The organism is Microcoleus sp. BR0-C5, assembly GCF_036705045.1.
Classification (GTDB): domain Bacteria; phylum Cyanobacteriota; class Cyanobacteriia; order Cyanobacteriales; family Microcoleaceae; genus Microcoleus.
The window spans coordinates 21,075-34,255 of the sequence record NZ_JAUBTR010000013.1 but is presented as its reverse complement, the minus strand read 5'-3'; the positions used below and the strand labels follow the sequence as shown (position 1 = coordinate 34,255).

Below are 13,181 nucleotides of genomic sequence, written 5' to 3'. Positions count from 1 at the left end.
AAGATGCCTGTTCCACAAACAATAAAGAATTACAGCTTAATTCAAGGAACAGGCAAGATGCCTGTTCCACAAACAATTAATTTTCCTGTGGGGAGTAGGGGGTTGGGCATCCTGCCCGCCCTTGAAAGACTTATTAATAATGGTGCAAAATGTCAGTTAATCCATAGGTTTTGCACCATTCTCAAGCACTCTCAAACAGCGCCACTAATTTTTTTGCCTCTAAATCAACATTGTGTTGTTGAGCAACCCGTTCTGCTCCTGTTTTCCCCATTTGTTCTAGCTTTTCTAGAGGTGCTTCCAATACCGCGCGCATCGCTACCGCTAATGCTTCTGCGGAACCGGGAGGAACTAACCAACCGCAAACACCGGGTTCTACCAACTCCGGGATGCCAGCAACATAGGTGCTTATTACGGGCCGATTGAGAGCGAGGGCTTCCATAATTACGACGGGCAAACCTTCAGCAAAACTCGGCAGTACCATTGCGCGAGAAGCTAAAATCTCTTGCTGAACTCGATCGCCACTGGCCCATCCGGTAATTTCTATATGGTTTTGCAGGCCGAGTTGCAGAATCTGCTTTTCAATATCCGATCGCAGCGGCCCGTCTCCTACGAGTACCAACTTAAACTCTAAGCCTTGAACTGCTAGTAAGTTAGCAGCTTCTAGCAATAACAAATGACCTTTTTGTTCGCTGAGTCTGCCAATGCAAGCTAAGCGGGGTGCTGCGGGGATGGGGACGTAGGGTGCAGCTAAAAATGCAGCATCTACGCCGCAGTGTATGACGTGAATTTTTGACCAAAAAGTGCGATCGCACCACCGAAAAAGCTGACTTTTACCAAAGGAACTAACCGCCGCTACAAAGGTCGAGCGTTTAATTTTTTCGTCTAAGGAAAGAAGTGTGGCTTTATCAAATTCTTCTGGGCCGTGAACGGTGAAACTGTAAGTCGGGCCGCCAAGCACGTGGCACAGCATAGCGACTGTTGTGGAATTTGTCCCGAAGTGAGCGTGAACGTGTGCTGTACCCGATTCTGCAAACCAATTTAAAAGAATGCAAGCTTCTGCTAAATAAGCTAGATGCAGCAAAATCCCCCGTTCCGAGTGCCAGCCAACTTTGAACATTAACCGCACAGCTTCGATGAATCTAATTGGTCTAGTTGCGGCAACGCGCAGCAAACCCCACGCTAGGCCCTGTACGCCGACTCCTAAGATTACTTTAGTCAATTCTTGCTCTAGTTTGTCGGCCCCATCAACGAGTTCTGACTCGCAGGATCGGATCGAAAAACGTGCGACGTTCATGCCGCAATTTTCAACGGCTAGCACTTCTCTGCGGACAAAGCTGTGGCTGACTTTCGGATATTGGTTGACTAAATAAGCGATGTTCATGAACGGGGAGAAAATTTTATGGTAAAACTTAGATTAGTTTAGCCTTTGGCTGCAATACGTGGGCAACAAATTTAGCTGATTTGTTGAGCTTATTTGAGGAGAGGCGGAGGGCGATCGCTTTTGGCGGGATGGGGGAAGTGACAGCGGGGCGATCGCTATTTCGGTCAGAGCAAATCAATCCACACATTTTACATTTTTAATACAATATTTAATACAATAAGCTGTGGAGCATTTAAACCAGTAACGAGGCTAGTAGGGTGCGTCAGCTATAACCCTTACGCTGAAACGGAAAACCTTAGATGCTGACGCACCTTACGCAAGTCCTTTAAATGCCGAACAGCTTAGTCACGACACTTTTTAGGTAGTAGTCACAAACCGTTGATTTTCACGCAGGCAGCTCGATCGCCGAATCGCCCTGAAAGCCTTTTTTCAGGGTTTCCAATTAAAAACTGTCCGAAGTGTTTTCCTGGTTATGCAAACCACTCCCAATCAGGTTTAACAGCCCCCAGATTGCCTCAATAATTGGTAATTATTCAACGTGCAATTCCATCTAATTTCCTATTGTCACCTAAATTTTCACGAAAATCACCAGCCCGAAAAATAATCGCCCAAATCCCCAAACAACCAGCAACTCTCGCAACTCTCAGAACTCCCCCAACTCTCACCACCAAAGATTTTTCTGAGGCGACTTGCTCTGCATCTACCCAAGATGACAGCAAATAAGGTAAAGTAAACGGCACAAGAGTCTAGAACTCTCCAACGACCGCAACTCGGCAAACCCGCCCCTGACCAGCAAAACTGGTCGGTACAGGCGGCATTAACCGCTAACCGTCAACCCCTAACAACCGAGAAAAATGCAAACCTACTACTACGTTTTAGCCAGCCAACGCTTTTTGCTAGAAGAAGAAGCCCTAGATGAAGTGTTTAAAGAAAGAACTCGCAACTACAACGAACAAGAAAAACAAATAGACTTCTGGTTGGTCAAACAGCCCGCTTTCCTAGAAGCACCGACAATGGCAGAAGCTAAAGCAAAATGCCCTCAGCCAGCCGCTGCTATTATTTCTACAGATCCTGTCTTCATTACCTGGTTGAAACTGCGATTAGAATATGTACTGACAGGTGAATTTCAAGCACCATCAGCAACTATCCCCGATGCCCTCGCGTCCCTACAGACAGCATGAAAAAAGTAGCAAAATATCCGACAAAAAAACTAACAACAATTAGGGGTCAATTGTACAAATATATTTTGTCTCTACCCCTATTTTCTGCTACTTCGATCGCCCTTTTGGCCTTGACAATTTTATCGACTTCTGTTAAAGCTCAGTCGAGCTGTCAACCGCCCCAGTCCGATGAATATCTACTGTTAATTGTCACTCCAACACCCGAACAGCAAGAAAGAGCAAAACGCTCTTTCCCAGGAAATACTAACAACATAGTTTGTCGGTACATCAATGATACCGTGACGCGAGTTGGTGGCTTTCGCGACTCGCAAATCGCCAGCGATTGGGTTAAATACATCGAAGATGTTGTCGGATTGCAAGCTTACGTAGTACGATCGCCCGCAGCGGCCCTACCCCAAAATTTGCCAGTCTACAACCCTCAGCCAGCACCAGGTTTTGAACCAACCACCAATCCTGCAACCGGAAATCTTGACTTTAATCCCCAACCCCTCGGCCCTGGTTATGCAGTGTTAGTAGATTACTTCAACCAACCGGAATTAGCAGCCCAAGTCAGACAAGCATTAGGCACGCAAGTAGGCTTAGCTTCCTATGGCCAGCGTCCCTTTTTATTCGTCGCTTATACAACGGATCAAAACGCCGCTACTGCAGCAGTAAAAACATTGAGCGATCGAGGTTTTTGGCCGATGTTAGTAGACAGCCGCCGAGTTACCGTAATTGCTCCCGCTGTTCGCTAAAAGATAAAACTTGGCAATTAAAATTGCTTCTTGTCAAACAAAGTCCGCCTAAGCGGACTAATAAAAATTATTGTTGTTGTTCTGATTCTAGCGGGCTGCTTCCTAGCTGACTTTGTGCCCGCTTTTTTGCTTCCATTGCCGCTCCGTAATCTGGTTTGTAGCGAATTGCTTTGTCATAGGAGGCGATCGCATCTTCGTATCTTTTTACAGCCACAAGTGCATTGCCGCGGCTGTACCAGGCTTCCGAGTAGTCAGGCTTGACATAGACAGCTTCATTGTAAGAGACTAGCGCATCTTCGTACCGCTTTAAATTGGACTGAGCATTGCCTCTATTGTACCACGCTTGATATTCTTTCGGGTTTAAATCTAAGGCTCTGCTGTAACACTCAATTGCTTGTTCGTACCTGCGTAATTCGTGGTACGACCAACCTAAATTGTACCATGCTTGATAATAATCAGGTTTTAAATTGACAGCTTTTTCGTAAGCTTCTACCGCTTCTTCATGTCGGCGCATTTTCAGCAAAGCGATGCCTTTACTGTACCACCCTTGATAAAAATTGGGCTGAAACCGCACGGCTTTTTCGTAGGCTTCAAAAGCTTCTTTATTTTTGTTTAATTCTAGGAATACATTGCCTAAATTGTACCAAGCTTCATAATTATCGAATTTGATTTCAACTGCTTTTTGATAGGATTCTATGGCTCGATCGTACTGTTTTAATTTTTGGTGAGCTTGTCCCCGATTGTACCAGGCAAGGTACAAGTTAGGCTGAAATTGTACCGCTTTTTCGTAGGAGACGATCGCCTCTTCGTACCGCTGCGAATCTAACAGAGTATCGCCTCTGCCTTCCCACGCTGCGGCATAGTCGGGCTGGATTTTCAAAGCGTTATCAAAAGATGAGATCGCCTCTTGAGACTGTTGCAACTTCTCCAAAGCATAACCGCGTCCCGTCCAAGCTTCCAAGTATTCCGGCTTTAATTCTATGGCTTTATCATAAGCTGACTGCGATTCTCCATATTTTTTCAATTCATATAAAGTTTTGGCTTTTTCCTGCCAAACTTCCGCGTAGTCCGGCCTGAGATTTATAGCTCGATCGTAAGCGGCCAGAGCTTCTTCAAATCGGCTTAAATTGTAAAGAGTATTGCCTCGGTTGTACAGGTCAGTTGCATTTGCCGCATTAAAAGTATTTACACCATAAATTGATGCTATAATACTGATGCCAATTAAACTGGCGATCGACAATATTTTAAAATACAGTTTTTTTCGGGATTTGAGCGGCCCCTTCGCAGCAGCAACCGGAGGCAATACAGGAACTGTACCGCTGAAAGAATTTTTCAATTCTTTAATAGCTTGCAGCGTTTCGCCGGCACTAGAATAACGTTGGCGAAAATCGTACTTTACCATCTTATCTAAAATCTTCGCAAATTCAGGACTGACTGATGTTTTGTCCTGCCAAATAATTTCCTCTGTATCGGGGTTTTTTGGCATTTGGTGAGGATTTATGCCAGTGAGGAACTGAATTGCGATCGCACCTGCAGCATAGATATCGCTGCTGAGTTTAGGGTTGCCGTGAGATTGTTCGCTGGGCATATAACCGGGAGTACCGATGCTGACACTCAAGCTATTTTTGGGCTGAGGATTGGTAATTTTAGTAGTAATTTCTTTGACTGCACCGAAGTCAATTAAAATTAATTTTCCGTCTCTATCTCTGCGGAGGATATTGCGGGGATTGACATCGCGGTGAATCACATTTTGCTGGTGTACAAAGTCTAAAATTTCGAGAAGTTCCTGCAATATACAAATGACTTGATCTTCCTGCATGACTCCCGCAGTTCCTCCTTGGTAAGGGGAACCTCCCGCAGGCCCTCCTTGGTAAGAGGAACCCCCCCCAGCCCCCCCTTGGTAAGGGGGGGAGCCAAGTCCAGCCCCCCCTTGGTAAGGGGGGGTTTGGGGGGGTATAATTTCTTCACTTAAATCGTGACCTTCTATAAATTCTTGAACGAGATAAAACTCTTGATTCTCTTCAAAAAAAGCAAAAAGTCTGGGAATGCGATCGTGATTTCCCAACTTGTACAAAACTTGTGCTTCGGTATCGAATAAACGTCTTGCTACCTTTAAAGTTTCGGGATCGGTTGCATGAGGTTTAAGCTGCTTGACGACGCAGAGGTGATTGCCTGGTAGCTGCTTATCTTCCGCTAAATAAGTTTGAGCAAATCCGCCGCCTCCCAAGTGACGGATAATACTGTAGCGATTGCCGAGTGTTATTCCAAGCATGAGATTTACCTAATATTCCTAGTCTTTTGGAGAATTAGCTTCCAACCAAGCTGTTAAATCTTCGGCATTAGAAAAATCTAACATGGCTTCTGCAAGATTCTCTAATTTGTCGATCGGCAATTGGCGAATGCGGCTTTCAATATCCGGGTTTATTTGACCTAAACGGCGACTCAGCAAACGCATAATTAACCCTACTTGTCCTTCTTGTCTGCCTTCTTGTCTGCCTTCTTCCCGACCTAAAGCCACTGAACCCTCTTGATCTTGAGCAAAAAACTCTTGCTGTTGTAATATGTTAAATTCCTCCTGTGTCAAACTAACTTGATTGGCAATTTCAAAGGCTTTCTGAATTTCCGGGACTGTGACCATTGTTTGAGGTACTTCATCCAAAGTGCCAGTAGTTTTAATAAAGTAAATCCACTTGTCAGTAAGAGTTTCCAGTCGATCCAATTCTTTCTTAAATTTTGGCAACTCTACAAATACTAACTCAATGTCATTTTGTAGATAATCAGACAACCGAGTTCTTTCTTTGAAGACAAAATGCGAAATCACATCTTGCTCGCCGCGAAACATTTCAAAATCAGTGATAGTCAAAGCAATCACAGGTCGCAATTGCTTGTATAGTTCTCCCCTTGTTAATTGGAGTGCATAGGTTTTTGCTGCATTGTACAAAACTCGCTTGCCAAATGCCTGTACCTTCAAAACTTGCATTTCAATAATCACAAATGTGCCGTCATTAAGTAGCGCTTTGACATCTAAGTAACTATTTTTAGCTCCGGCTACTTGAGGACCAAGATAAGGATCGAGGATTTCTAAGCTTTTAATGATCGATTCTTCTTCATAGAGTATGGCATTTAAGAAACTAATCAAAATCTCTGTACTTTGGCTGGAGCCAAATATTTTTTTGAAGGCAAAATCAATTTTGGGATTGATAAATCTCATGTTATTTTTCTCCTTCGACATTTGTACTTAACACGGCTGCAAACCTTACTGTGACAGTCTGTTTGCTAGGTTTCTTGTTCCCTCCCCTTACTAAGGGGAGGGTTAGGGTGGGTGCTAGATTTTTGCTATTGAGATGCTCCCACTATAACTTAACTTTAAACGGCTTTCAAAATTTCATCATCGACTGAAAAATCTATCTCAGCTTTGTCCCGTCCCGAAACTACATAATCATTCTGAAAAGAATCTTTCAATCCAGAAAATAAGTCAAATTCTGGCTGCCAGTTAAGATCGGTGACAGCTTTATTAACTGAAGCGAAAAAGTGCTGCAATCTCATCGGAAAAGCTTTCTTTTTGCCGAAGTCAAATTGTTTCGGATCGTAGTGTACAATCTTAATAGCATCAGGAGATTTGCCTGCAGCTTGAATGCAGGCGCGTGCTAAACCGTCAAAGGTGACAAATCGATCGCCCGAAACGTTGTAAATTTGCCCGATCGCCCTAGAGTTGCCCAAAACCGCAGCCATTGCTTTAGCCAAATCCTGACAGTGCCCCAACTGCGTGAAGTGCATTCCGTTACCGGGAATCGGAATCGGTCGATCGCGCGCAATGCGATCGAAAAACCAAGCCTCCAAATCGTTATAATTTTGGGGGCCGTAAATGTAAGTCGGGCGAATCGAAGTCCAAGGCAAACCGGACTCAGCCAAGTAATTTTCGGTTTCGCATTTACCCAAATGCCGGCTTTTAGGATCGGTAGCATCCCCTTCGATATGAGGCATTTGATCCGACTTCAAATAAACCCCCGCAGAGCTCATGTAAACAAAGTGCTGCACCCGCCCTTTAAATATTTCAGCTAAAGGCTTTGTATCGCTGAGTTCGCGGCCGTTGTTGTCAAAAACCGCGTCAAACTCGACCGTCGATAACTTGTCGTGCAATTGTTCAACATTTGTGCGATCGCCCTGAATCTGTTTTACGCCCGCAACCGGTACAGGCTTGTTGCCCCGGTTAAACAACACCACTTCATGCCCTTGTGCTGCTAAAATCTTAGTAAGATAAACCCCGATAAACCGAGTACCGCCCATCATTAAAATTCGCATTATTTTCGATGCTCCTTACAGTTAGTGTAAATATCTTACAATAAAGTTATGCCTTACGCAGAAAGCGGGTTTTTCAAGAAAACACATATTAACAGCGATCATCCCTGGTACATAAAACCGGAACTATTGAGTTTTTGTGTGCAAGTCCTGAAAGTCAGTTTTGTGCTTTACTAAAGTGCGATCGCTCAAAATAAACATATAGCAATCCCTAAGACGATTAACACTTTCTCACTTGCTAAAACCTAGCTTTTCTTCCTTCTTCCTTCTGTTTACCAGATCGAAAACCAGAAGGGCATTCTTTCTTCTTCCTTCTTCCTTCTTCCTTCTTCCTTCTTCCTTCTTTTTTCCGCTATACTTTCAATTTGCCTAAAATAGCCCTATGCAAGTTCCCCGGCTGCATCCAGAAACAATCGAAGAAGTCAAACAAAGAGCCGACATAGTAGACGTTATTTCCGGTCGCGTCGTCTTGCGGAAACGCGGGAAAGAATTCGTAGGTTTGTGTCCATTTCACGATGAAAAATCTCCCAGTTTTACAGTCAGTCCCGGCAAACAAATGTATTATTGTTTCGGCTGCGGTGCAGGCGGCAATGCTTTTAAGTTTCTCATGGAATTGGAGAAACGCTCTTTCAGCGAAGTAGTATTAGAATTAGCTAAAAATTATCAAGTTCCCGTCAAAACTGTCGAACCGGAACACCGACAAGAATTGCAGCGGCAAATTTCTCTGCGGGAACAACTCTATGAAATTTCAGCACTAACAGCCAAATTTTACGAACACGCTTTGCGACAAACCCAAGGAGAAGAACCCTTAGCATATCTCAAATCAGAGCGCAAGCTCAGCGAAGAAACTATTCAACAATTTCAATTAGGTTATGCACCCCAAGGTTGGGAAGCACTTTACAGTTATTTAGTAGAACAGAAAAACTATCCGGCGCAATTAGTCGAACAAGCTGGATTAATTGTACCACGCAAATCAGGAGGCAGCGGCTATTACGATCGCTTCCGCAATCGCATTATGATTCCCATTCGCGACACCCAAGGCAGAGTCATCGGTTTCGGCGGCAGAGCTCTCGGCGACGAACAGCCGAAATACCTCAATTCTCCCGAAACAGAACTCTTTGATAAAGGCAAGACTTTATTTGCCTTAGATACGGCGAAAACAGCCATTAGCAAAGCCGATCGCGCAGTGGTGGTAGAGGGGTACTTTGATGCGATCGCACTTCAGGCAGCAGGCATCTCCAACGCCGTCGCTTCCCTCGGCACAGCCCTCAGTTTAAACCAAGTGCGGCAGTTATTGCGGTACACTGACTCCAAACAAATTATCCTCAACTTCGACGCCGACAAAGCAGGAACTCAAGCAGCAGAACGCGCAATTGGAGAAATAGAAAAACTCGCTTATCAAGGAGAAGTGCAACTGCGGGTACTCAACATTCCCGACGGCAAAGATGCCGACGAATACCTCAAAACATACTCCCCAGAACAATATCGAGAATTGATCGAAAATGCTCCGTTGTGGCTCGACTGGCAACTGCAACAAATGCTCGTCAATCAAGATTTGAAGCAAGCCGATACTTCCCAGCAAGTTACAAAAAAAATCATTAACTTATTAACCAATATCACTGACGATAATCAGCTAGCACATTACCTGCAAAAGTGCGCCGAAATTCTCAGCAAAGGAGATTTTCGACTCACAAAAATGATTGCTGAAAACTTGCTCAACCAAGTAGTCAGCGATTGGGCAAAGCGGCAGAGTCAAGACGAATCTTTAACAATGCCCCTGTTAATTAGAAACAAGCTTAAGCCGAACAAACAATATAAAAAGCAGCGTGCAAGCAGCGAAAACAAAAGCTCAAAATCAAGCTTATCTGCTGTAGCCCGCAGTCTTTTAGAAGAAGCAGAAGCGCAATTATTGCAGATTTATTTGCACTGTCCCGAATACCGCCAGGATGTCAGAGAAGCAATAGAAGCTAGAGACGTGCAGTTTAGCCTTTCTCACCACAGATTTTTGTGGCACCAGATTGTGAATGCAGAAATATTGCACAAAATGTCTTTACAAGTAGCGCCTTCTGAGTTAATATTGAAATTACAAGATAGCTTCATTGAATATCCCAATCAACTCAATCAAATCTCGCATTTATTTCACTTAAATGAGTTCTCAGAAAGAAATGTTTATCGCGCACCTCTAGTAATTAGATCTGCCCTCGCCTGTATCGAGCAAATTATCAGCATGAAGCGCCGCCGGATTGCACTCAATATGTGGGAAAAAGCCAAGGCCGCTAGCAGTGGTGAAGAGGCGATAGAATATCACCAACTATTCTGTGCCGAACAAGAATGGCTCAAGGAATTAGAGCGGCTGCGTCAAGTTAATTTTTACGATTTAACATCTGTGCCTTGGGGCTAGTACCCTTTTAGATTTTAGATTTTAGATTGGGGATGACTCGTTCGATATAGGTTTGAAGCTTGCCTGCCGTTACATTTTTTTAAACTAATATAAGGAATAAAGTCCTTACTACAAGCCTGTTTGTACTAAGGACTTTATTCCTTTATCCAACGAGCATTTTAATAATCGCAAAAAAGAGTTTCGCGAGTATCTCTACCCGTCACGGGATTAGTACCTTTTGCCACTTTACAAAGTTTTTCTATCATATCGTCTCGCAGCAGTGTCTCTGTAAAATCAGCACCATCAATGACAGATCCTTCCAGCCTGGTGTTGTAAGCGAAAGCACCCTCAAGGATAGCATTAGTTAAATTTGCTTTCATCATGCGAGCTAAATCTAAAGTCGCACCTGTAAAATTCGCGCCTTCTAAATTTGCCTCTTCCATATTGGCAGCAAAAAAGCTGACACCTCGCAAATCTGCATTAGTAAAATTGCTGTTGCGAAGATTGGCTTTATTAAAACTGTCGTCTGTCAGAACTTGGCCAGTAAAATCAGCGCCGACTAGGATTTCTTTGTCGTGATCTAGGGCGAAAGCAGGTGCGGGATTAATGCCGATCGCCCCAGCGGCAATTACTGCTAAAATAACAAAACTCAGCAAGAAAGTATAAATATGTTGGCGAATTCGAGAAATCATCATACAAGTTCAAGCTAATGGGCAGTCGTGACAGTTCAGAATTGAATTCTACCAGAAAGAGCGTCAAGCGTAGCTATCCCGTAGGGAATCGCCCGTTAGCGACGGCTGACTCCAATTGCCCGCAATCCCCAAACACTCGCGATATCGGCACATTGGGAGAAAACTTAGTCGCCGAGTGGTTGCAGCAGCAAGGTTGGGAAATCCTGCACCGGCAGTGGCACTGTCGCTGGGGAGAGATTGACATCATCGCACTCGGAAGAGATGAAGAAAGCCCAAAAAACCAAGTTCTTCCCAATCACACATCCCCAACATTAGCATTTGTAGAGGTGAAAACTCGCCGCCGGGGAAATTGGGATGCTGGTGGAATGTTGGCTGTTACCACCACAAAACAAGCCAGACTTTGGCAAACAGCCGAAATATTTTTAAGCACTCATCCAGATTTAGCCAATAATTATTGTCGCTTTGATGTCGCTTTAGTCAGGTGCGAACCTTCACAACAAAACACTAAGCCAATATTACCACCATTAACAGCAGCGAACTCTCAATCCGGCGTTGCAGTAAATTACCGACTCACCCTGCAAGAATACATTCGGTCGGCTTTTAGCAATTAAAAATAAAAATATATAATTAAAATTTAGAGGGTCAAATTTCAAAGCAAGCCCACTAGGTAATTTTTAATTGTTAACTTGCCTAGGCTGTCGCGCATTTCTCTCTTGAGCTTTAACGGAGCTGAAAAAAGCGTTAAATCTTCTCCCGCTTTCCCCTTCTCTCCCTCTCCTGTTCTGTCATCACAGTTAATTTATATGCGTAGCAATCTAGGCCAGAGTTTCCGGACAATATCCCAGACCCTTGACAAACTGCTGGCGAAACGCTTCAATTTCTTTGCGGTCAGGGCTGCCGTGACAAACCACTGCCACCTGGTAGCGGCGCATCACGCTCAGTGGCGACTGTCCGGTTTCCAAGCTCCAAAGTGCCATTTGCAAGCGAATTTCAGGATCGTAAGGAATTCCGAGTTCGTTCATAAAAGCCCGAAAATCCCCGTGCATTTCGGGAGTTAAATATTGACTCATTTTCACCTTTACCACCCAGCCGTCAATTTGGTGAATAACAGTGATAAATTGCAAGGGAAGATGATGAGCCGTGCGTAGGTAATCCACGACTCTCAGAGTAAGGCTAGTATTGGCGATGTAGTAGAGGTATTCCATAACGATCCTTATGAGCCTTATGAGCAAAGCTGATGCTATACCTCTATCGTCGCGGACTCTACCCGCCACCACAAGGGGAAAAGCACCCGACTTTGAATGGGGGTTTTTACCCAATTTGTTACCCAGTTGACAGATCGATCGCACAGGAATTCACTCGATGACAGAGATGGACTGGTCTTTGGACGGCTACGACTACGAACTCCCGCCCTCACGCATTGCCCAAAATCCCGTAGTGCCGAGGGACAGTTCTCGCTTGCTGGCTGTAGATTCTCCCAGCAGCCACCAACACCGGATTTTTAGGGATTTACCCGATTTGCTGCAACCGGGCGACTTGCTGGTACTCAACAACACCCGCGTGCTGCCAGCGAGGCTCTACGGGCACAAACCCAACGGCCCGGCTGTAGAGATATTGTTGATGGAAGAACGGCAGCACAACTGTTGGCTGGCTTTGGTTAAACCGGGGAAACGCTTAAAGTTGGGAGCAAAAATTGAGTTTGATCCCATCGCCCCTGCCTGTGAGGACTCGACCACAGCTCCTTGCTGTTGCCTTCCCGATGCCACGATGCCCGATCGTCGTCGATTGACTGCAACAGTTATAGACAGGGACGACGCAACAGGGGGACGGCTGTTGGAGTTTGACATCCCCACAGATGAGAATCTGGCGAAGTTTTTGGACGAATACGGCCACGTACCCCTGCCGCCCTACATCGAAAATTCCCAAGCTTCAGCGGAACAGTACCAGACTGTTTATGCAGATCGGCTTGGGGCCGTGGCTGCCCCCACAGCAGGCCTGCACTTCACCGAAGAATTGTTCAGCCGCTTGGAACAGCGGGGAATCGAAAAAACTTTTGTCACCTTACACGTCGGAGTAGGGACGTTTCGCCCGGTGGAGGTGGCAGACGTGACGGCTCACAAAATGCACGGCGAATGGGTGGAAGTACCCGCCGCCACCGTTGATAAAATCCGGGAAACTCAAGCCAGAGGCGGGCGGATCATTGCCGTGGGTACCACAGCAGTGCGAGCTTTAGAGGGAGCCGCCGCCGCGAGTGGCGATTTTTCCTTGCAACCTTTTTGCGGCCCGACCAATTTGTTTATCTACCCTGGTTACAAGTGGCGGGTTGTAGAGGGGATGATTACCAATTTTCACTTGCCCCGCTCTACTTTGATGATGATGGTAAGTGCGATGATTGGAAGGCCTCGGCTGTTGGATTTGTACCGAGAAGCGATCGAGCAACAGTACCGCTTTTATTCTTTTGGCGATGCCATGCTGATTTTACCAAAAGCAAAAAAGGATTGATCGATCGGGCAT

Annotated in this window: 13 protein-coding genes; 5 read left to right on the top strand and 8 right to left on the bottom strand. The window is 45.1% G+C overall.

From position 1 onward, the window contains the following. Positions 1–181: 181 nt before the first annotated feature. The 3 genes from QUB08_RS08750 to QUB08_RS08740 all read right to left on the bottom strand — a co-directional run bounded on the left by QUB08_RS08750 (position 182) and on the right by QUB08_RS08740 (position 2,121). Entirely contained in the window at positions 182–1,381 is a 1,200-nt protein-coding gene (locus tag QUB08_RS08750) for a glycosyltransferase (protein WP_333224351.1), read from the bottom strand. 28 nt (positions 1,382–1,409) lie between these two features. Further along, on the bottom strand, positions 1,410–1,568 hold the full coding sequence (locus tag QUB08_RS08745; RefSeq protein WP_333224350.1) for a hypothetical protein: 159 nt from the start codon (positions 1,566–1,568) through the stop codon (positions 1,410–1,412). 346 nt (positions 1,569–1,914) lie between these two features. Then, a complete protein-coding gene (locus QUB08_RS08740; protein WP_333224349.1) occupies positions 1,915–2,121 on the bottom strand; it encodes a hypothetical protein in 207 nt (68 codons plus the stop codon). 114 nt (positions 2,122–2,235) lie between these two features. On the opposite strand from QUB08_RS08740, the gene QUB08_RS08735 reads away from it, so the two are divergent. Continuing rightward, entirely contained in the window at positions 2,236–2,562 is a 327-nt protein-coding gene (locus QUB08_RS08735) for an MgPME-cyclase complex family protein (RefSeq protein WP_333224347.1), read from the top strand. Continuing rightward, positions 2,559–3,296 carry a hypothetical protein gene (locus tag QUB08_RS08730; RefSeq protein WP_333224346.1) on the top strand — a complete coding sequence of 246 codons (738 nt, stop codon included), beginning with the start codon at positions 2,559–2,561 and terminating at the stop codon, positions 3,294–3,296. Before QUB08_RS08735 ends, QUB08_RS08730 begins: the two co-directional genes overlap by 4 nt. A gap of 67 nt (positions 3,297–3,363) precedes the next feature. On the opposite strand, the gene QUB08_RS08725 is transcribed toward QUB08_RS08730, so the two are convergent. The 3 genes from QUB08_RS08725 to QUB08_RS08715 all read right to left on the bottom strand — a co-directional run bounded on the left by QUB08_RS08725 (position 3,364) and on the right by QUB08_RS08715 (position 7,598). Further along, positions 3,364–5,568, bottom strand: a complete 2,205-nt coding sequence (locus tag QUB08_RS08725) for a tetratricopeptide repeat protein (protein ID WP_333224345.1) — start codon at positions 5,566–5,568, stop codon at positions 3,364–3,366. 18 nt (positions 5,569–5,586) lie between these two features. Then, positions 5,587–6,507: an Rpn family recombination-promoting nuclease/putative transposase gene (locus QUB08_RS08720; protein ID WP_333224344.1), complete on the bottom strand. Its 921-nt coding sequence runs from the start codon at positions 6,505–6,507 to the stop codon at positions 5,587–5,589. 155 nt (positions 6,508–6,662) lie between these two features. Beyond that, positions 6,663–7,598, bottom strand: a complete 936-nt coding sequence (locus tag QUB08_RS08715) for an NAD-dependent epimerase/dehydratase family protein (protein ID WP_333224343.1) — start codon at positions 7,596–7,598, stop codon at positions 6,663–6,665. A gap of 379 nt (positions 7,599–7,977) precedes the next feature. On the opposite strand from QUB08_RS08715, the gene dnaG reads away from it, so the two are divergent. After that, on the top strand, positions 7,978–9,996 hold the full coding sequence (dnaG, locus tag QUB08_RS08710; protein WP_333224342.1) for a DNA primase: 2,019 nt from the start codon (positions 7,978–7,980) through the stop codon (positions 9,994–9,996). 158 nt (positions 9,997–10,154) lie between these two features. On the opposite strand, the gene QUB08_RS08705 is transcribed toward dnaG, so the two are convergent. Then, complete coding sequence (locus tag QUB08_RS08705) at positions 10,155–10,670, bottom strand: pentapeptide repeat-containing protein (RefSeq protein WP_333224340.1); 516 nt, start codon at positions 10,668–10,670, stop codon at positions 10,155–10,157. 14 nt (positions 10,671–10,684) lie between these two features. On the opposite strand from QUB08_RS08705, the gene QUB08_RS08700 reads away from it, so the two are divergent. After that, complete coding sequence (locus QUB08_RS08700) at positions 10,685–11,278, top strand: YraN family protein (protein WP_333224339.1); 594 nt, start codon at positions 10,685–10,687, stop codon at positions 11,276–11,278. A gap of 204 nt (positions 11,279–11,482) precedes the next feature. Here the strand turns inward: QUB08_RS08700 and QUB08_RS08695 are convergent, their stop codons facing one another. Next, the gene (locus QUB08_RS08695; RefSeq protein WP_006632408.1) at positions 11,483–11,872 is read right to left on the bottom strand and encodes a hypothetical protein; all 390 of its coding nucleotides are present in this window, start codon (positions 11,870–11,872) and stop codon (positions 11,483–11,485) included. 157 nt (positions 11,873–12,029) lie between these two features. Between QUB08_RS08695 and queA the strand changes: the two genes are divergently transcribed. Beyond that, positions 12,030–13,169, top strand: coding sequence for a tRNA preQ1(34) S-adenosylmethionine ribosyltransferase-isomerase QueA (gene queA / locus QUB08_RS08690; protein ID WP_333224338.1), 1,140 nt, complete (start codon positions 12,030–12,032; stop codon positions 13,167–13,169). The last annotated feature ends 12 nt before the right edge of the window (positions 13,170–13,181 follow it).